General features: G+C 62.5%; 22 protein-coding genes. 10 read left to right on the top strand and 12 right to left on the bottom strand.

Annotated features, from left to right (window positions below):
• Window positions 1-18: 18 nt before the first annotated feature.
• Together ATY76_RS29140 and ATY76_RS29135 are read right to left on the bottom strand one after the other, a co-directional pair.
• Window positions 19-741: a response regulator transcription factor gene (locus tag ATY76_RS29140; RefSeq protein ID WP_088678125.1), complete on the bottom strand. Its 723-nt coding sequence runs from the start codon at window positions 739-741 to the stop codon at window positions 19-21.
• Window positions 742-753: 12 nt separating this feature from the next.
• Window positions 754-1,992: a sensor histidine kinase gene (locus tag ATY76_RS29135; protein WP_088678124.1), complete on the bottom strand. Its 1,239-nt coding sequence runs from the start codon at window positions 1,990-1,992 to the stop codon at window positions 754-756.
• Window positions 1,993-2,270: 278 nt separating this feature from the next.
• Between ATY76_RS29135 and ATY76_RS29130 the strand changes: the two genes are divergently transcribed.
• From ATY76_RS29130 to ATY76_RS29105, 6 genes are all read left to right on the top strand, one after another.
• On the top strand, window positions 2,271-3,287 hold the full coding sequence (locus ATY76_RS29130) for an ABC transporter substrate-binding protein (protein ID WP_088678123.1): 1,017 nt from the start codon (window positions 2,271-2,273) through the stop codon (window positions 3,285-3,287).
• Between the two features lie 70 nt (window positions 3,288-3,357).
• The gene (locus ATY76_RS29125; protein ID WP_088678333.1) at window positions 3,358-4,809 is read left to right on the top strand and encodes a sugar ABC transporter ATP-binding protein; all 1,452 of its coding nucleotides are present in this window, start codon (window positions 3,358-3,360) and stop codon (window positions 4,807-4,809) included.
• Window positions 4,806-5,753: an ABC transporter permease gene (locus ATY76_RS29120; RefSeq protein WP_088678122.1), complete on the top strand. Its 948-nt coding sequence runs from the start codon at window positions 4,806-4,808 to the stop codon at window positions 5,751-5,753. The genes ATY76_RS29125 and ATY76_RS29120 overlap by 4 nt, the downstream gene beginning before the upstream one ends.
• Entirely contained in the window at window positions 5,750-6,700 is a 951-nt protein-coding gene (locus tag ATY76_RS29115) for an ABC transporter permease (protein ID WP_088678121.1), read from the top strand. The genes ATY76_RS29120 and ATY76_RS29115 overlap by 4 nt, the downstream gene beginning before the upstream one ends.
• 14 nt (window positions 6,701-6,714) lie before the next feature.
• Complete coding sequence (locus ATY76_RS29110) at window positions 6,715-7,629, top strand: SMP-30/gluconolactonase/LRE family protein (protein WP_088678120.1); 915 nt, start codon at window positions 6,715-6,717, stop codon at window positions 7,627-7,629.
• A gap of 110 nt (window positions 7,630-7,739) precedes the next feature.
• Window positions 7,740-8,195, top strand: a complete 456-nt coding sequence (locus tag ATY76_RS29105) for a pyridoxamine 5'-phosphate oxidase family protein (RefSeq protein ID WP_088678119.1) — start codon at window positions 7,740-7,742, stop codon at window positions 8,193-8,195.
• A 1-nt stretch (window position 8,196) separates the two neighbouring features.
• Here ATY76_RS29105 and rbsK read toward each other — a convergent pair whose 3' ends face one another.
• The 6 genes from rbsK to ATY76_RS29075 all read right to left on the bottom strand — a co-directional run bounded on the left by rbsK (window position 8,197) and on the right by ATY76_RS29075 (window position 14,410).
• Window positions 8,197-9,123: a ribokinase gene (gene rbsK / locus ATY76_RS29100; protein ID WP_088678118.1), complete on the bottom strand. Its 927-nt coding sequence runs from the start codon at window positions 9,121-9,123 to the stop codon at window positions 8,197-8,199.
• Window positions 9,120-9,581, bottom strand: a complete 462-nt coding sequence (locus ATY76_RS29095; protein WP_088678117.1) for an RbsD/FucU domain-containing protein — start codon at window positions 9,579-9,581, stop codon at window positions 9,120-9,122. The genes rbsK and ATY76_RS29095 overlap by 4 nt, the downstream gene beginning before the upstream one ends.
• A gap of 44 nt (window positions 9,582-9,625) precedes the next feature.
• Complete coding sequence (locus tag ATY76_RS29090; protein ID WP_088678116.1) at window positions 9,626-10,654, bottom strand: LacI family DNA-binding transcriptional regulator; 1,029 nt, start codon at window positions 10,652-10,654, stop codon at window positions 9,626-9,628.
• Window positions 10,655-10,671: 17 nt separating this feature from the next.
• A complete protein-coding gene (locus tag ATY76_RS29085; protein WP_088678115.1) occupies window positions 10,672-11,583 on the bottom strand; it encodes a carbohydrate ABC transporter permease in 912 nt (303 codons plus the stop codon).
• Complete coding sequence (locus ATY76_RS29080; protein ID WP_088678114.1) at window positions 11,583-12,701, bottom strand: sugar ABC transporter permease; 1,119 nt, start codon at window positions 12,699-12,701, stop codon at window positions 11,583-11,585. The genes ATY76_RS29085 and ATY76_RS29080 overlap by 1 nt, the downstream gene beginning before the upstream one ends.
• Window positions 12,702-12,769: 68 nt before the next feature.
• Complete coding sequence (locus tag ATY76_RS29075; RefSeq protein ID WP_088678113.1) at window positions 12,770-14,410, bottom strand: extracellular solute-binding protein; 1,641 nt, start codon at window positions 14,408-14,410, stop codon at window positions 12,770-12,772.
• A 327-nt stretch (window positions 14,411-14,737) separates the two neighbouring features.
• On the opposite strand from ATY76_RS29075, the gene ugpC reads away from it, so the two are divergent.
• A complete protein-coding gene (ugpC, locus tag ATY76_RS29070) occupies window positions 14,738-15,817 on the top strand; it encodes a sn-glycerol-3-phosphate ABC transporter ATP-binding protein UgpC (protein WP_088678112.1) in 1,080 nt (359 codons plus the stop codon).
• A gap of 263 nt (window positions 15,818-16,080) precedes the next feature.
• Entirely contained in the window at window positions 16,081-16,278 is a 198-nt protein-coding gene (locus ATY76_RS29060; RefSeq protein ID WP_348627531.1) for a hypothetical protein, read from the top strand.
• A gap of 81 nt (window positions 16,279-16,359) precedes the next feature.
• Here the strand turns inward: ATY76_RS29060 and ATY76_RS33870 are convergent, their stop codons facing one another.
• The 3 genes from ATY76_RS33870 to ATY76_RS29055 are packed head-to-tail and all read right to left on the bottom strand — an operon-like array spanning window position 16,360 to window position 16,945.
• Window positions 16,360-16,533 carry a hypothetical protein gene (locus ATY76_RS33870; protein ID WP_190233751.1) on the bottom strand — a complete coding sequence of 58 codons (174 nt, stop codon included), beginning with the start codon at window positions 16,531-16,533 and terminating at the stop codon, window positions 16,360-16,362.
• Complete coding sequence (locus ATY76_RS33420; RefSeq protein ID WP_141105057.1) at window positions 16,530-16,727, bottom strand: hypothetical protein; 198 nt, start codon at window positions 16,725-16,727, stop codon at window positions 16,530-16,532. Before ATY76_RS33420 ends, ATY76_RS33870 begins: the two co-directional genes overlap by 4 nt.
• The gene (locus ATY76_RS29055) at window positions 16,724-16,945 is read right to left on the bottom strand and encodes a hypothetical protein (protein WP_088678110.1); all 222 of its coding nucleotides are present in this window, start codon (window positions 16,943-16,945) and stop codon (window positions 16,724-16,726) included. Before ATY76_RS29055 ends, ATY76_RS33420 begins: the two co-directional genes overlap by 4 nt.
• A 175-nt stretch (window positions 16,946-17,120) precedes the next feature.
• Between ATY76_RS29055 and ATY76_RS29050 the strand changes: the two genes are divergently transcribed.
• Together ATY76_RS29050 and ATY76_RS29045 are read left to right on the top strand one after the other, a co-directional pair.
• Window positions 17,121-17,927, top strand: a complete 807-nt coding sequence (locus ATY76_RS29050; RefSeq protein ID WP_088678109.1) for a nucleotidyltransferase family protein — start codon at window positions 17,121-17,123, stop codon at window positions 17,925-17,927.
• 10 nt (window positions 17,928-17,937) lie between these two features.
• Window positions 17,938-18,660: a metallophosphoesterase gene (locus ATY76_RS29045; RefSeq protein ID WP_088678108.1), complete on the top strand. Its 723-nt coding sequence runs from the start codon at window positions 17,938-17,940 to the stop codon at window positions 18,658-18,660.
• Between the two features lie 14 nt (window positions 18,661-18,674).
• Here the strand turns inward: ATY76_RS29045 and ATY76_RS29040 are convergent, their stop codons facing one another.
• Window positions 18,675-18,881, bottom strand: coding sequence for a hypothetical protein (locus ATY76_RS29040; protein ID WP_088678107.1), 207 nt, complete (start codon window positions 18,879-18,881; stop codon window positions 18,675-18,677).
• Window positions 18,882-19,022: the final 141 nt, after the last annotated feature.

Below are 19,022 nucleotides of genomic sequence, written 5' to 3'. Positions count from 1 at the left end.
TTCGCGGCAACGTCTCAGCTACTTCCCGTCAAGCCATTCCTGCAGCTCCGCCTCGGCCCGTTCGAGGGCGCTGTAGTTCAGGAGTTTGCGCAGGAAGGCGATGGTGACGGCGCGGGCGCGGAGGTTGAAGCGGCCGTCCTCGTGGTCGTCGCCGGCGGTCTGGTAGACGTCGAGTTTGTCGTAGAGCTGCTGCAGCCGGTTCTGCACGCTGCGCAGCGACAAGTTCCGGCGTCTAGCGATGGCGCGGTCTGTCAGGCCGAGGGCGATGTCGACGAGGATCTCGTATTCGGAATCGGTGAAGCCGTTCGTCTGGCCGAGGCTCTTCTGCTGCAGGCCCCGCACCTCGCGGTCGATGACGCATTGGCTCTCGATGAAGATCGAGCGCAGCGCAAGCTTCAGCCGCTCGTCGGAAGCGGATTTCAGCACATAGCCATAGGCCGCGCCATCCGGCACGATGCGCGAGACACCGCGCACATAGGCCTCGTCCGAATAATTCGACCAGAACAGGATGCGTGTCTCCGGCCGCTCCTTCCAGATCGTGCGCGCCGCCTCGATGCCGTTGCGGCTCGCCATCTGCAGATCCATGACGATATGCGCCGACTTATGGTCGCGGGCGAGCTTCTCACCGACGGTTCCGTTCTCCGCCTCGATCACCGTGTCGCATTCCGGCAGGGCGGCGTTGACAGCCTCGTGCAGGTAGGACCGGTGCAGCGGGTCGTCCTCGACGATCAGAACCTTCATCGCGCTTTCTCCTCAGTCTGGCTCGCCCGTGGGGCCGTTCGGCGCAAGCGGCAGCACGACGCGCACCGCGGTTCCGCGATTATTGTGGCCCGGTCCGGTCGTGAAGCGCGCCGAGATCAGCCGCGCCCTGGTCTTCATATTGTCGATGCCGCCGCCGATCCGTCCCCGCGTCTTGGCAAGCCCGGTCCCGTCGTCGGAGATTTCGATCGATAGCTGCTCGTCATCGGCTTCGAGCCGCACCATGATCGCCAGCGGGGCGGCATGGCGCACGGCATTGTTGATCGCCTCCTGGGCGATGCGGAACAAGGCGACGCTGACGGTCGGCTCCAGCCTTTCGAGCGCACCGTTCGTCTCGTCGGCTAGGCCCCATTCGATGCCGGCCCCGGTGTCACGGGTCGATTGGTCGAGATGGTGCTCGATTGCCTGGGCAAGTCCGAAGAGCTGGAGCACGGAAGGTTTTGCCTGCTCGATGATCTGCCGCAGGTCCTGCATGCAATGCTGCAGGGACCGCGAAACGGGTTCGAGCGCCTCGGGCGTCACCTCGCCGTTGCGCGACAGCCGGTCGATCCGGCGGGCAAGCCGCGTCAGGTCGGCGAGCGTCTGATCGTGAAGGTCCATGCCGATCCGCTGCCGCTCCTGCTCCAGGGCTTCGGTGAGTTTCAGCGCGCCTTGGCGCAATCCCTCTTCGCGGGCGCGCGCCTCCGCCTCGACGATCGCCGAACGCTGCGCCTGCTCGGCCGCCTGCAGCGCGAAGAAATAGGGCGTCAGAAGATCGGCGATGATGCGGGCGCGCTCGACGTCCTCCATCGTATAGACGCCGGCCCGGTGAGACGAACAGGAAAGTGCGGCGATGATCGTGCCCTGCACCTTCATCGGCACATGCAGGCGGCTCCTGAGCGATTGTTCGACGATCGGCCGCTTGAAGGCGCCCTCGAAATGAAAGCGCGGATCTTTCATCGCGTCGTCCGAGAGCAGGAAGTCGACTTCCCCTCGCAGCAGCGAGCGGATGGGGCTGTTGACGACAGGCGCACCGGCAATCTCGCCCCAGGCGGTTTCGATGCCCGTCTCATAGGCCGTGTGATAATTGCCGCCCTCGAGCAGCACGCACACATCGAGATGATCGTGCGGGATGATGTGGGCGACCTCGGCCGCGACGGAACGGATCGCCGAACGGAAGTCGAGCTGGCCGGCAAGCAGCCGGGAAATGCCGAGATAATGGTCGAACAGGGCTGCCGGTGCGAGATGCAGCATTGTCAGTTCCTCCCCGTCGCGACAGGCTCCTCAACCCGCCGTGATCGTTTCCCAGTAAGCGCCCGCGAATGGGCCGCCGTCTTGCGTAAACCCGCAGCTTGTTGCGCAAAACCCGCAAACGACTTGCCGCCTTGCCCCTGTACAGGCCGGCTGATCTCCCGCATCCTGCCCTTACTGAGAGGAGGAAGCTCAGTGCAAGAACAATTTTCACTTCGGCCCGCTTGAACCGGCAGGAGTGAAGCGATCGGCCGACCGGCGCGATCATGAGGGAGGAAGACATGACAATCCGTAAGATGCTTCTGGCATCGGCCGCTATTGCTTGCGCCGCCATGCCCGTATCCGCCTTTGCCGACACGTCGGCCAAAAAGATCGCCCTTTCCAACAACTATGCCGGAAACTCCTGGCGCCAGGCCATGCTGACCAGCTGGGGCAAGGTGACGGGCGAAGCCGTCAAATCAGGCGTCGTTGCCGCAGCCGACCCTTTTACCACCGCCGAAAACCAGGCGACGGAGCAGGCGGCGCAGATCCAGAACATGATCCTGCAGGGCTATGACGCGATCGTGCTGAACGCCGCCTCGCCGACGGCGCTGAACGGCGCCGTCAAGGAAGCCTGCGACGCCGGCATCACCGTCGTTTCCTTCGACGGCATCGTGACCGAACCCTGCGCCTGGCGCATCGCCGTCAACTTCAAGGAGATGGGCCGCAGCGAAGTCGAGTACCTGTCGAAGAAGCTGCCGCAGGGCGGCAATCTGCTCGAGATTCGCGGCCTTGCCGGCGTCTTCGTCGACGACGAGATCTCGGCCGGCATTCACGAGGGCGTCAAGCAGTTCCCGCAGTTCAAGGTCGTCGGCTCGGTCCACGGAGACTGGGCCCAGGACGTGGCGCAGAAGGCGGTTGCCGGCATCCTGCCGAGCCTGCCCGAGATCGTCGGCGTGGTAACGCAGGGCGGCGACGGTTACGGCGCCGCGCAGGCGATCGCCGCGACCGACCGCAAGATGCCGACCATCATCATGGGCAACCGAGAAGACGAGCTGAAATGGTGGAAGGAGCAGAAGGACGCCAATGGGTATGAGACCATGTCCGTCTCCATCGCACCCGGCGTCTCCACCCTCGCCTTCTGGGTCGCCCAGCAGATCCTCGACGGCAAGCAGGTCAAGAAGGACCTCGTCGTGCCCTTCCTGCGCATCGATCAGGACAATCTCGAAACGAACCTCGCCAATACCCAGGCCGGCGGCGTTGCCAATGTGGAATACACGCAGGCAGACGCGATCAAGGTCATCGAGTCGGCAAAATAATCTCCCGGCGATTGCCGCGCGGCCGCGAATGGCCGCGCGGCATTCCTTGCGAGCAGATGTGGCAGGCAGCATGGATGACGTATTGAAGGCTGTAATCGCCGTCGACGGCGCCAAGGTGAGCTTCGGCGCGGTCAGGGCGCTTGACGGCGTTACGCTCCGCGTCATGCCGGGCGAATGCGTCGGGCTCGTCGGACACAATGGAGCCGGCAAATCGACGATCGTCAGCGTGATCAATGGCGGGCTTACGCCCCATGAAGGAAGTGTGGCGAGCGATGGCGAGCGGCTGGAGCGATACGGCATCAACGCCGCGCGCGGCCGCGGCGTGCGCTGCGTCTTCCAGGAGCTTTCGCTCTGCCCCAACCTCTCGATCATCGAGAATACGCGCATCATGCACCGCGATCTCGGCGGCTTCGGCTGGCGCAGGCGTGCAGCAAGAGTGATCGAAAAGAGCCTCGATACCGTCTTTCCCGGCCACGGCATCGACAGCGGCCGGGCCGTCGGAGACCTTTCGATCGCCGAGCGGCAGATGGTCGAGATCGCAATGGCCTTTTCCGACGCCGGCATTGCGCCGCGGCTGGTGATCCTCGACGAGCCGACCTCCTCGCTCGATGCAAGCCTTGCCCGCCAGATGCTCGACCATGTCCGCCGCTTCGTCGCAGCCGGCGGCTCCGTCATCTTCATTTCGCATATTCTGCACGAGGTCCTCGAAACCTCCGACCGCATCATCGTCATGAAGGACGGCCGTGTCGTGGCCGAACGTCCGGCGCATGGCTTCGATCATCATGGTTTGGTGGAAGCCATGGGCACCGTTGCGAAGGAGGAGACGGGCAAGCGCCCGGCGCGCGAACAGTCCTCGGCCCCGCTCGTTCTCTCCCACCAGACGGAGGGCCGTGCTTTTTCGGCCCGCAAGGGCGAGATCATCGGATTGGCGGGCCTTGCCGGCCACGGACAGACGGAGCTGTTGCTCGCCCTGCATGCCGCCCAGTCCAGCAACTGGCTGCCGGAGCGCGATCCGCTCGTCACCTTCGTCGCCGGCGACCGCCGCCTCAACGGCGTCTTCGAACTCTGGAGCATCCTGCGCAACTTTTCCATCGCCTCGCTTGGCGACCTATCGCGGCGCGGCCTCATTCTCGCCGGCGAAGAGGAGACGAAGGGCGCCGACTGGAAGCGGCGGATCGAAATCCGCACGCCCGACATGGAAAACCGCATATTGTCGCTTTCCGGCGGCAACCAGCAGAAGGTGCTCTTTGCCCGCGCGCTTGCAACACGCGCGCCCGTCGTCCTGATGGATGATCCGATGCGCGGCGTCGATGTCGGGACCAAGCAGGAGGTCTACGCGATCATCCGCGACGAAGCTTCGCGCGGCCGCACCTTCATCTGGTATTCGACTGAAATGGACGAGGTGCGCCTCTGCGACCGCGTTTACGTGTTTCGCGAAGGCCGCATTACGGCCGAACTCGCCGGCGATGCCGTCAGCGAGACGAACATCATCGCCGCCTCCTTCGAAGGGGTCGCAGCATGACGTTCCGGCTCTCGTCCGACGCCATGCGTCTTGCCATTCCGGCGCTGTCGCTGACGCTGCTGCTCGCCGCCGTCTTCTGGCTGCAGCCGCGCGCCATGAGCTATGTCGGGCTCAACCTGCTTTTCAACCTGGCTGTGCCGATCGCGCTTGCGACGATCGCCCAGATGCTCGTCATGGCGGTCAACGATCTCGATCTCTCCATGGGCACCTTCGTCAGCTTCGTCGCCTGCGTCAGCGCCACCTTTCTGCGCGATAATCCTGCCATGGGCCTGCTGATCCTTACGGGCGCGATCGCAGCCTATGCGGGCCTCGGCGTCGTCATCCATCTGCGCAATCTGCCCTCCATCGTGGTGACGCTCGGCATGAGCTTCGTCTGGGGCGGCCTAGCCGTTCTGCTGCTGCCGGCCCCGGGCGGGCAGGCGCCGGACTGGGTGCGCTCTCTGATGACCGTCAAGCCGCCGCTGGCGCCGATGGCGATCGTCGCCAGCATCGTCATCGCCGCCGTCGCCCATCTTCTCGTCATGCGTTCCTCGCTCGGCGTGCTGATCCGCGGCATCGGCGGCAACCAGCGCTCCGTCGAGCGCGCCGGCTGGTCGATCGTCGCGGCGCGCGCCGCAGCCTACGGTCTCGCCGGCTTCTTCGCGGTGCTTGCCGGTATCGCCCTCGTCGGCCTGACGACCTCGGCGGACGCCAATATCGCGCTGCGCTACACGCTGCTGTCGATCGCCGGCGTGATCCTTGGCGGCGGCGAGTTCATCGGCGGCCGCGTCTCTCCGGTCGGCGCCGTGATCGGCGCGCTGACGCTGACGCTCGCCGGCTCCTTCCTGTCCTTCCTGCGCATCTCGCCCGACTGGCAGATCGGAGCCCAGGGCGCGATCCTGATCATCGTGCTGGCGCTGCGCCTGATGCTGAACCGCCTGGAGAAGCGGGAGAAGCGCCGATGACCCATGTCCTTCGTCTGTTCGGCAAACCCTGGATCTGGTCATGGCTTGCCGCCTTCGTCGTCTGGTTCCTGACGATCATGGTGACGCTCGGCGCCAGCACGCTCGGCCTGTCGCAGGCAGCACTCACCTTCGCGGCCTTCTCGGTCATCGTCGGCATCGGCCAGATGTTCGTCATCACGCTCGGCCCGGGCAATGTCGATCTCTCCGTTCCCGCCACCATGACGCTCGCCGCCACAGTGGCGCTGAAGCTGATGAATGTCGAAAACGGCTTGATCCTGCCGGGGCTTCTGGTCGCCATCCTCATCGGCCTCGTCGTCGGCCTCTGCAACTATGCGCTCATCAAGGCGCTGCGCATTCCGCCGATCATCGCCACGCTTTCGGTGAGCTTCATCGTGCAGTCCGCGGCGATCTGGACCAACCGCGGCCTGCGTATCAAACCCCCGAGCATACTCGCGGAATTCACCACCTCGAACACGCTCGGCGTGCCGAATGTGGCGATCGTCGCGCTCTTGGTCTCGCTCATCGCCTGGTTCCTGCTGGAGAAGACGATCTACGGGCGCTGGATCTCGGCGATCGGCCAGAGCATGCCGGCCGCGCGCATGGCCGGGATCCCTGTCGACGGCACGCGCTTCGTCACCTACCTCTTCTGCGCCGTTCTCGCCTCCGTCGCGGGCTACCTGCTCGCCTGCTTTTCGGGCGGCGCGGCGCTCAACATGGGTTCGGAATATCTGCTGACTTCGATCGCCGTCGTCGTGATCGGCGGCACGGCGGTTGCCGGCGGCGATTCCAACGTGCCGGGCATCTGGGGCGCATCGCTCTTCATGTTCCTCGTCGTCTCCATGCTCAACACCTACGGGCTCGGCGCGGGCATCCGCCTTATCATGACCGGCCTCATCATCATCAGCGTCATCATGCTCGCCGGCGGCCGCCGGGCGGGCATGCGATAAACGGGAAGACCGAAATGGCCGAGGCCAGCATCTATGAAATCCACGACCCGCGCTTCCGGCAGTTGATCGTGACGAGCGCCGGCCTCGACGAACTCCATTCCGGCTGCCGCTGGGCGGAGGGCCCGGTCTGGTTCAACGATGCCAACCAGCTTCTGTGGAGCGACATTCCCAACCAGCGCATGCTGCGATGGGCGCCGGAGAGCGGCGTCTCCGTCTACCGGCAGCCCTCCAACTTCACCAACGGCCATACGCGAGACCGGCAAGGCCGGCTCATTTCCTGCGAACATGGCGGGCGGCGCGTCACGCGGACCGAGGTGGATGGCTCGATCACCGTGCTCGCCGACCATTTCAACGGCGCGCGGCTGAATTCGCCGAACGACGTGGTGGTGAAATCGGACGGCACGATCTGGTTCACCGATCCGACCTACGGCATCATGTCGAATTATGAAGGCTATCAGGCCGAGCCCGAGCAGGCGACCCGCAACGTCTATCGGCTCGATCCGGCGACCGGCGAGCTTACAGCCGTCGTCACGGATTTCATCCAGCCGAACGGGCTCGCCTTCTCGCCTGACGAGGCGATCCTCTACATTGCGGATTCGGCGGCCAGCCACGACGAAAGCCTGCCGCGTCACATCCGCGCCTTCGACGTCGTCGACGGCAGAAGGCTCGCGAACGGCCGTGTCTTCTGCCACATCGACAACGGCATTCCAGACGGCATCCGGACCGACGTCAATGGCAACCTCTGGTCCAGTGCCGGCGATGGCGTCCATTGCTTCGATCGAACGGGAAAGCTGATCGGCAAGATCCGCGTGCCGCAGACCGTCGCAAACCTCACCTTCGGCGGCCCCGGACGCAACCGCCTGTTCATCGCCGCGACACGCTCGCTCTATTCGGTATACGTCGCCACGACAGGCGCGCAAATACCCTGAGCCGGCGACAGCCGCATAAGGGACGGTCATCACGAACGATCCGGCGGCTCGGACGGGAACAAACTCCGAGCCTGCACGCTATCCCCACGTCCAAACGTGGGAGATGAAAAATGGCGTCCATGACACTCGAAGACCTCGCGTCTCGCCTCAAGAAGATCGACTTCTGCATGCTGACGACGAAGGCAGGATCCGGCCGTATCTCAAGTCGGCCGATGAGCAATAACGGCGACGTCGAGTACGATGGCGACTCCTGGTTCTTCTCCTACGAGGAAACCCGGAAGATTGCCGAGATCGAAAGCAACAAGGACGTATCGCTGACGTTCACGGCTCCGCCCAGCCTGCTTGGCAAGCCAGGCATCTTCATTGCGATCGAAGGCGTTGCATCGCTGGTGCGCGACAAAGCCGCCTTCGAAGAGCACTGGGTCGCCGATCTCGAGCGCTGGTTCCCTGAGGGGACCGACACGCCTGGTTTCGTGCTGATCAAGGTGTCGGCGTCCTCTATCCAATACTGGGACGGCGAAGAGAACGGCGAAGTCACCCTCGCCGGTTCCAGCGCGCGGTCTTGAATCAAGAACGCAGCAAGGCGTCGATTTCGGACCGGGAAGGCATGGCGGGCGCGGTGCCCGGCCGTGTCACGGCAATTGCCGCCGTCGCGCAGCCGAAGCGGATGGCCTCGATCGGCGCACGTCCTTCGGAAATCGCCGTTGCGAAACCGCCGAGGAAAGCGTCCCCGGCTCCCGTCGTGTCGACGACATTGCCCGCGGATAAGGCCGGTACGAGCTCGCTCTGCCCGCCCGTGTGATAAAATGCGCCGCGTGCGCCGAGCGTAATGATCACCGCTCTCGCTCCGCGATCGACCAGCGTTTTGGCCGCCGCCCGTGCCTGTTCATCCGTTTCGATCGCATGTCCCACCAATTGGGCTGCCTCGACCTCGTTGGGAACGATGAAATCACACAAGCCATAGACGCTGTCCGGAATGGCCCGAGCAGGCGCGGGATTGAAGATCGTCGTGACCCCTGCCCTTTTCGCCATGGACAAGCCATGGATCGCCGCCTCCAGCGGCTGTTCGAGCTGCGTCATGAAAATGGCGGCGCTTTCGACCTCCGCCCGGTTCGCATCGATATCTTCGATGCCGATAAGGCCCGCAGCACCCGGCGCAACGATGATCGCATTGTCGCCGCTCACTTCGTCGACGAAGATGAAGGCCGCGCCTGACGAAACGCCATCCATCTTCATCACCCTGGCTTCGACGCCGGCCGCCGCATAGGCGGCGAGCGCCATCTCCCCGAACGGGTCGTTACCGACCCGCGAAATGAAGCTCACCTTGCCGCCGGCCTTTGCCGCGGCAATCGCCTGGTTGGAGCCCTTGCCGCCCGGCCCCAGCGTGAAACCCGATCCCAGCAGCGTCTCGCCGATATGCGGCAGGCGCTTTGCCTTATAGGCGGTGTCGGCGGCAAAAATGCCGAGAATGACGATTCCGCTTTTCGCACTCATCTCAGAGCGTCCTCCGCCGGAATGACTCCCTTGGTCAGAAGGAAGCAGCCATAGAACCGCAGCTCGCCCGTGGCGATGACGCAATAAGCCTTCTTGGCGATATCGTAGAACGCCATGCGCTCGACGGGATACATGGGCGACGGCTTGCCTTCGGCGCGGTCGACGATGGCCTGCACTTCCTGCTGGATCGGCGGAATTTCATCCGGCTTGCCGATCACCTCCATGCGGCCCGCCGAAGGCTGGATCGGCGTGTCCAGCGGAAAGACGGACAGGATCGCGTCGATCGCCTGCGGTGCCGGAATGTTTTCCATGGTCAGGAGCCTGCCCAGACGCGTCTGACGGGCGATCGAATCCGATGGAAAATTCATGTCGGAGACGACGAGATAGTCTCCGTGTCCCATATTGCTGAGCGCTTGAAGAATGTCGCCGTTGAGTTCGGCCCTGATTCCCTTGAGCATTGATCCTTCCATCCCTTTCTGGCGGCCGCAGTGCCGGCCTTGCTTCAATTCCTGTGCCTTGGAGTATCCGGCTTGGGTTGCGGACATGGGCCGCTCGAACCACGCACGATCAGCGATCCGTCCACCATCTCGTCATCCGTGCTCGATGGCTCCTCGAGGAGAAGGCCGACCGCGCGCCGCGCCAGCATGTCGGCCGGCTGGCGTATTGTCGTCAGCCGCGGGACGACGAGATTGGCGAGCGAAATGTCGTCGAAACCCGTGACCGACAGCTTTCGCGGCACGTCGATCTTGAGATCGCGCGCCGTCCGCAGCGCCCCGATGGCCTGCTGGTCGCTCGCCGCCGCAATCGCCGTCGGCCGGTCTTGTGGCGGGCGCGAAAGCAGGTCGCGGGCAATTCTCTCGCCGGATTCGTAATCGAATTTGCCGTAGGCGATTTCCAGTTCGACCGGGTCGCCTTTTTTGCCGAGCCAGCCGATCCGGCTGACGAAGCCTTCCTTGCGCATGCGCCCGGCCTCGGTGTCGGGCGGTCCGGCAATGTAGGCGATGTGGCGGTGGCCCAGCTCATAGAGATGGTCCGCAATCAGCGCGGCCGCCTGCGTATGGTTGGTCGACACCAGCGGAAAGGCGCCGAAGCGCCGGTCCAGCGATATGATCGGAACCGCTGTCTCCAGAGGAAGCCCCGGACCATCGCTCGAAGCCACCACGATGACTCCGCGCACCGACCGGTCGAGAAACGCCAGGACGTGGCTTTCCTCCGCCCCGCGATCGTCATGCGAGCTCGCCAGCATGAGGCTGTGCCCACGTTCGAGCGCTGCGCGCTCGATGCTTGCGGCAAGCTGCGCGAAGAATGGATTGGTGATGTCGGGAACGATGAGGCCGATGACATCGGTTCTGCTGGTGCGCAGCGCTCTGGCGGTGACGTTCGGCCGGTAACCGAGCGCGGAAATAGCCTCGTTGACCTTTTCGCGCAGCGCGGGTTTGACCGCGGCTTCGCCCGACAGCACGCGCGAAACCGTGCCCACGGATACACCGGCATATTCGGCGACATCCTTGACTGTGGGCATCCTTGGCATGTTCGAGCGTCCCGCGGCTATTTTACCGCTCCTGCCGTCATCCCGGCGATGATGTGCTTTTCCAGCACGACGCCGACGATAACAAGCGGAAGGATGCCGGCGGTGGAAAGGGCTGCCATCGACCACCAGTTGATGCCCTGGCTGCCTGTCTGGCTGGCGATCATCACCGGCAGCGTATTGGTGTTGGTCGAGGTCAGCAGCGCGGCGAAGAAATATTCGTTCCAGCAAAGGATCAGCGCCAACAGGAACGCGGCAACCATGCCCGGCAGAACAAGCGGTACGATGATGCGGGCAAACGCCCCCCAGACCGACAACCCGTCGACCAGCGCAGCCTCCTCGAGCTCCACCGGCACGGTGGCGAACTGATCGCGCATAATCCAGACGACAATCGGCAGGACCATCAGCGTGTAGACGGCGATCATGCCCACATAGGTGTCCAGTAGCGCCAGCTCCTTGTAGAGAACCAGGAACGGCAGGGCGAGAACCACCGGCGGCATGATCAGCTGCGACAGGAAGAAGAATGAAATGTCCGAATTGCGCATATGGCCGAATTTATAGGAGAAGCGGCTGAGACCATAGGCCGCGAGCGACCCGAGCACGACTGCAAGGGCGGATGCCGTGACCGAGATGATGACGCTGTTCCACAGCCTGCGCATGAATTCGTCGCGCACCGTCGATATCTGGAAGGCCGTATCCGGGGAGAGCCCGAGCGAGCGCCAGCCGAGCCAGCTGGGCGCAAAGTTGAACCAAGGGATCAGATTGCCGCGCATGACATCCGCGGCTGTCTTGAACGAGGTCGACACCGTCCAGAACAGCGGGAAGATGCAGACGAACGCCCAGATGACGAGCAGGCCGTAAACGACGAAACGCATGGCCCACCAGCGAATGCGTTGACCGCGACCGTATTTTTCGAAATCGATTCGAACCATCAGAGCCTCCCCGTCATCCGCTTCACGATGCGGTCGGAAATCTTCATCAGTCCCGTCATGCCGACGACGATAATTACCAGATAGACGAGCGCGAGCAGGGTTCCATAGCCGACATTCGAACGGTCGCGGTATTCGCGATAGATGAAGCTGGTGACGGAATCGGTTGCCCCGCCAGGACCGCCCGATGTCACCGTGATGATGATGTCGGCGAGCTTCAACTTGAAGATGATGCGGATCATCACCGCCGTCACCGACACCGGCAGCATCAGCGGGAAAATGACCTGCCAGAAGCGCTGCCACTTGGTGGCGCCGTCGACTTCGGCCGCCTCAAGCACCTCCCTGGGCAGGGCCTGCAGTCCGGCGAGCAGCATGATCATCATGAAGGGGATGAAGTTCCAGGCGTCCATGATCATGATCGAAAGCCGCGCCGTCAGCGGATCGCCGAAGAAGGAGGGATTTTCCCAGCCGAGCCAGCGGGCGAAGCGCGCGACCGGGCCGAAACGGGTCTCCATCATCGACTTGCCGACCATCCAGCTCACCGCGACCGGCGACAGCATCAAGGGCAACAGAAAGGTTACCCGCCAGAATTTGCGCGCAAGGATTTCCTGGTTGAGGAGCAGCGCCAGGCCGAAGGCGATCGCATATTCGATCGCGATCGCCAGGCAATAGAGGATCATGTTGAAGAGGGCGTTGGCATAGAAAGGATCGGCGATCATCCGGCGGACATTGTCGAGCCCGTTGAAGCGCCGGCCGGCCGAGGAGGCGAGGTTCCAATCGGAAAAGCCGATCCAGAGCGCAAAGAGCAGCGGAAACACCACCATCGACACGACGAAAAGCGCGGCCGGCAGGACAAAGAGCGCCTTCTTGCCGGCCTCGCCGTAAATGACGACGCGGGTGACGCACAGAACCGCAGCCCAGAAAAAATAGGCATAGAGAACCGGCCGCCAGTTCGCGAAACCCCAACCGGTCCAGCCCAGTTCATAAGCACCCTGCAATGCGAACGACGCTATGAACCACAGGGCGCTCAGCCACAGAGCCGCGCGGCCCCAGAAGCGGCGGCCCGCGGAAATAGAGCCGGCTTCGACTGTGTGAAGCAGGTCGCCTTCGACTGTCGACATGATATTCCTCGCCCGGACAGAATGGGCGCTGGCGAAATCGCTTCCGCCAGCGCGTTTTGGTCAACCGGTCAGAGCCCGAGGCTCGCCCGGTAAAGTTTCAGCTGGCTGTCGCGGCCGATCTGGTCGGTGATCTTCTCCCAGGCGGCCGCAATCGCATCCGCGGTCTCCTGCGCCGATTTGTACTGCCCGGCAAAGCCCTTTGCCAGCTCGTCCTCAGCCACGGAGTAATACTGGAAGATGCCCGGGATACGCGGTTCGATCGCAGCATTCGGGTGGTTGTAGCTGTCGGCGTTCGAACCCAGATAATCCTCGATATAGGCACGGTCGTAACCTGCCTTTTCCCATTCGTCATAGTTGAAGTTGGACTGACGGTAGGGCTGGAAGCCGGAGGGATAGGCCGAGGTCCAGAGCGACAGATCCTTGCCCCCGAGATGGGCGGCGGCGGACCAGGCCGCCTTGCGTTTCTTCTCGTCGCCGGAGACCTGCTTGGTGACGTAGATGCCCCAGCCGAGATAGGCCATGTTGGGCGCTTCGTTGTACTTGTCTTCCCATTGCCCGGTCTTGCGGTTGTAGACGCGGTCGGAGCCACGGTTGATGCCGAAGCCGACCACATCGCCAACGACCGACGTGTCCGAGGTGCGCGCGCCGGAGCCGACGTCGCCCCACCACATCAGCATTGCGCCGGTGCCGGCCAGGAACTGCGAGAAGGCGGTCGTGCCGGGGTCGGCGTTGATCTGGTCGGCCGGATAGGCCTTGGCCGCGATCAGATCGAGCACGTCCTGGATCGCCTGGACCCATGCGGGGTTGTTGACCAGCGGCTTCATGTTTTCGGGATCGAACAGCCAAGCCGGGTCGCCCGGATATTTGGCATAGGCGGTCGCACGGTTCTCGATGAAATAGAAGCCGAAACCGCCCCAGCCCTTCAGCGGATCGAGATAACCATAGGCCGGCTGGCCGGTCAGCGGATCGGTCTTGCCGATCAGCGCCTTGGACGCCGCGTTGACCTCCTGCCAGGTCTTCGGCGGCTCGGCCATGCCGCTGATAGAGCCCTCGCCGAAGTAGTCCTTGCGGTAGGCGAAGGTGTGGCAGTCGCCGTCGATCGTGACGCGATAGGTCTTGCCATCCCAGGTGCCGACCGGCGGCTTGAGGTAGCTTACCAGGTCGTCGGCTTCGATCTGCTTTGCCGCCCAGTCCGGCATCTCGTCGAGAAGCCCGCGTCCAGCGGTGTCGCCTTCGAAGGGTGCGCCCATTTCCAGAATGTCGAAATCAACCGTGCCGGTTGCGATCGACTGCTGGAGGCGGGCGTTGTAGTCGGCCTGGGCGAGGTCGATCCAGTTGATCTTGGCGCCGGTATAGGCCTCCCACGGCTTCAGGAAGCCACGGAACAGGAAGTTGTGGAGGTTCTGGTTGTTGAGCCCCATGAAGGTCAGCTCGACACCGGCAAATTCGCCCTCCTTGACATTGGCCTTGGTCGGGCCGAGGCAGAGTTCGCCGACCTTCTGCCAGTCTGCATCCGTCGGCGAGCCCTTGCCGACGCCTGGGATCTGCAGGATCTGGGCGCGCAGATCATCGGCCGCAAATGCCGTGCCGGGAATCCCGCCCATTGCGCCGGACAGGCCGAGCAGAGCCGCGGCACTCGCCGTTCCGCGCAGGACGTCGCGGCGACTGGCCTGACGGCGCATCAATGCATCGTATATTTCGACTTTCATGTCTTCCTCCACGTTTCGTTGCGCTACCGCCGGCCGACCCGGCCTGGCCCAGCCCCATTTAGGACTGGCCTGGGGCAGAACTATCTGGTAAGCAGAAAATGAAACGTTTCATATTCTGCTTGAAACCGCTCCTCCCGGTCTCGCCGCGGAGGATCAGACGGCTCGCTGAAAAAGTCAACAAGAAATGAAACGTTTCATGGAGGAGGTTTGACGGGTATTCCAATCAGGCGCCGAGGCCATCTGCCCGGCAGGATGATCTCTGGAATACGCGGCGAAGGATGCATAACCCTGACGCTGCTCAGGGGCTGAAAAGCAAGTGGGAGGCACATGGCTGAGGTCAATATTTCAGGGGCGCGCAAGGCCTATGGCGCCATGGATGTTCTGCATGGCGTCAATATCGAAATTCGCGACGGCGAGTTCGTGGTGCTCGTCGGTCCGTCCGGTTGCGGCAAGTCGACCCTGTTGCGCATGGTCGCAGGGCTCGAAGGTATCACCGCCGGCAGTATTTCGATCGGCGGAAAGGTCGTCAACAATCTGCCGCCGAAGGACCGCGACATCGCGATGGTCTTCCAGAGCTATGCGCTCTATCCGCACAAGACCGTCGCCGAAAACATGGTCTTTGCGCTGCGCCTGCAGAAGCAGCCGGCCGACGTGATCAAGCAGCGCCTGCGGGCGGCGGCCGAAACACTTGACCTCGTGCCTTATCTGGACCGTTATCCACGTCAGCTTTCGGGCGGCCAGCGTCAGCGCGTCGCGATGGGGCGGGCTATCGTCCGGTCGCCGCAGGTGTTCCTGTTCGACGAGCCTCTATCGAACCTCGATGCCAAACTGCGCGTGCAGATGCGCAAGGAGATCAAGGAGCTGCACCAGCGGCTGAGAACCACGACCATCTATGTCACCCATGACCAGGTCGAAGCGATGACCATGGCCGACAAGATCGTGGTGATGCAGGGCGGCAAGGTCGAGCAGATCGGCACGCCCCTGGAACTCTACGACCGCCCCGGCAACACCTTCGTCGCAACCTTCATCGGCTCGCCGTCGATGAATCTGCTGAAGGGCCGCTACAAGGCCGATGGGGCGATCTTCGTCACCGAGTCCGGCGACGAGATTGCGCTCGGCTTCACGCCGGAAGCCTCGGACGGACAGGCCGTGCTGCTGGGCGTACGGCCCGAACATTTGTCGCTCGCCGACGCGGGTCTGAAAGCGACGGTCGCCGTCACCGAACCCACCGGCCATGAAACGATGGTGTTCCTGCGCTATGGCCCGGGCGAGCTGGTCGCGGTGTTTACGGAACGCTACGACTTTGATCCGGGTCGGGCCGTCACGATAGCCCCCCGGCCGGAGAAGCTTCATCTCTTCGATGCGGCATCCGGCAAGACGTTGCGACCGCAGACCCCTCGCCCCTAGAACAGGATGATTTTAGGCCCGGTTGGCCTAAAATCTGAATCCTGTTCTAGATTAAAGAGTTAGAGCATGATGTCGTCCGAAAACCGCTCACATTTTTCGGCATCATGCTCCAGGCGGCGTGGGAACGAAAGCCGATCGATTTGGTTAGCCCTGGAAAAGCGGCTCCGTGAGAGCTGCAAGATCGCGCATCCAGGGAGCTTGCTGTGAATGTTATAAGTTTTAACAGAAGTCGGAACGGTCATGACGATCCAGACGGGGCTTTCGTGACGACCGGCAACGACGGCCGCCAGCTTTACAGGTTTGCCCTGCAATACGAGATGGATGGCAAGACTTGGGCGACCGACATTTGGGCCTATTCGTCCGAGGATGCCGAAAAACGCGTCGCCGCCATGCGCGGATCGCTGACACTGTGCGGACAGCTCTACGCCGAAGTGGAAGCCGACGCTCCTCATCATACTTAGGCGCATTGCGGCGAGGGGTTGATTCCGCATGAACTGCCACGCCGGCGACAGGCGAATTACACGAAGCAGAATCGTCTGCTCTTACGAGCCTTTGATGAGGCCATAGAAGACGATCGTCCCGTAGAGTATGAATGCGACGACGGCAACGGTGCCGACCAGCATCAGCGCTATTCTGCCGGCATTGAGCCTGGTCCTTTTCCCCTCGGGGGACGACGATGGCCGCTGAATGGGGTCCTTGTCCGAATTCTCGCTCATCGTACCTGCTCCGTTGCCGGCGCCGGTGCTTTTTCATCAGGTTCGCCGGGATGCGTAATCAACATGAAAGCCAGGGCGAGAAGACAGGCAATGATGAAAATCGTGATGACGAATATCATCATTCGTCGCGGCGGCTTCGAATTGTCGTGCCGCACTCCCGAGGATACCGTCCTGTCTTTTCTGCTGTCGCTCACGGTGCGCCCCTCTGGGGAAGATCGGTCTGTTCGTCAAGTTCGTCCTTGAGATCGTCAAGGCGATCGCGCGAAAGCGAACTCTTGATGCGCTGCACTTCCTCATCCGTAACTTCAACCATTCTGCCGCTGTCGTCAGGAATACCGGGGCCGCTTTCGGCAATCGTCTCGTCCCTCGGCCTGTCGTTCATGCCGGTCGATATCTTCGCTTGCCTGTCCATCACATGCTCCAATTCAAGTCGTGAGTCTGCCGACGCGGAATTGCGTCTCGTTGTCCGAACGAAGCGGCGGTAGCGAAGTTCCGATCCGGATTGACAGGTTTTGCCTCAAACCAAAGCTGCCGGGAACATCAAGCCCCTCCACGTGTTGCTGTGCGTATCAACACAGGGACCGACGATGACCGCGAAAAATGCTGGCAAGGGTGACGACAATGACATGCTGATGAAAGTGAAGGCGGTTCCGCAACTGATCGATCCAGACGCAGAGCCGTTCGTGACCGAAGTGGTTCGCGAGCTTGCTGACTCCCACATCCCTTTCCTCGTTGCCGGCACCTATGCCGTCTGCGCCTATACGGGCATCTCGCGGCAGACCAAGGACTTCGACATTTTTTGCAAGGCGGGCGACTACGCACGCATCCTCGGACATTTCAAATCAAAGGGTTACGCCGTCGAAGTGGAAGACGAGCGCTGGCTTGGAAAGGTCTTGAAAGGCAATCATTTCTTCGACGTGATCTTTGCTTCTTCCAACGGGACCATGCCTGTCGGCGAGGACTGGTTCGAGGACGCGCGCAAGGTCGAAATGTGCGGCCATACAGTGAGGATCGTGAGCCCGACCGAACTGATTTGGTCGAAATGCTTCGTCCAGCTGCGGCACCGCTACGACGGCGCCGATATCGCCCATGTCATCCTCAAGGCGCATGATCAGATCGATTGGCGCAAGCTGCTCGCCTATCTCGAAGTTCATTGGGAAGTCCTCCTGATCCATCTCCTCAATTTTAGATGGATCTACCCGACCGAGCGCGACAAGATCCCGCAATGGCTGCTGGAGGAGCTTCTGGACCGGATCAAGGCGCAGCAGGAGCTGCCGCTTCCGCAGATGAAGATATGCCGCGGCCGGATGTATTCCCGCGTCGATTTTGAAATCGATGTGAAGGAATGGGGCTTTGCCGATGTCGGCGGCGAAGGTGAGCTACGAGGAGATTAGGAGAAGCGTAATGGACGATCAGCGAAAAAGCGTGCGAATTGCGGCGGTGGCCGACCTTCATGTGACGGAGGACGGCGCAAAATCCTACAAGGATCTCTTCGCCGAGATTTCCTCGGTGGCCGACGTTCTGGTCATCGCCGGGGATCTGACCGATCTCGGCAAGCCGAAGGAGGCCGAATTGCTCGCGAGCGACCTGCGCCATTGCACCGTGCCGACGGTCGCGGTCCTCGGCAATCACGATCACGAAAGCGGGCATGTCGACGAAGTCTGCAAGATCCTCACTGATGTCGGGGTCAAGCTGCTGAATGGCCAGGCGGCCGAGGTCGCCGGCGTCGGCTTCGTCGGAGTCAAGGGTTTTGCCGGCGGCTTCGGCCGCCATATGCTGGGTTCGTTCGGTGAGGCGGCGATCAAGGCGATGGTTGCCGAAAGCGTCGAGGAATCGATGCGGCTCGAAAATGCGATGCGGCAGGTCCGCGCCGACCGCTCGCTCGTCGTACTGCACTACGCACCGATCGCCGAAACCGTGGCAGGCGAACCTCTGGAGATCTATCCGTTTCTCGGCTCTTCACGGTTGGCTGAAACCATCGACCGTTTTCGGGTGGATGCGGTAGTGCACGGCCACGCCCATCGCGGCTCCTATGAGGGTCGCACGCCAGGCGGCGCGCCCGTCTATAATGTGGCTGCGCATATCGAAAAACCGACCGGCAAACCCTATGCGCTGATCGAACTCTGAATGATCCTGCCTCGTTACTTGTTGGTGCGGCCGCGATGTCGCGGATCGACGCCGCCCTGGGGTGTCGTATCGTTGGCGGTATCGCCTTCGACCGTATTGTCGGCTTGAAGAGCTTCGTCATCTGGCGGCGAGACGATGCCGCGCGAGCGACCGATGCCTGGATCGTCGGTGTTGTCCTTATCAGTCGGCTTCGTGGATTTGGCATGTTTGGGCGAGGTCATGGCGCCCTCCTTCTCATGATGTGCGTTGCTGTCGTTGCCCGGCTTGCTCAGGAAGGAACTTGCCGCACCACCCTTGGTTCCCCTGATCCACGCAGCGTTTGAACCTCCCCAAGCCGAAAGCTTTATTGACGGGAACATTTC

The sequence above is a fragment of the Rhizobium sp. R339 genome, from assembly GCF_002211395.1.
Lineage (GTDB): Bacteria > Pseudomonadota > Alphaproteobacteria > Rhizobiales > Rhizobiaceae > Rhizobium.
The sequence above is the reverse complement of the archived record's forward strand: the minus strand, read 5'-3'. Positions and strand labels throughout refer to the sequence as shown.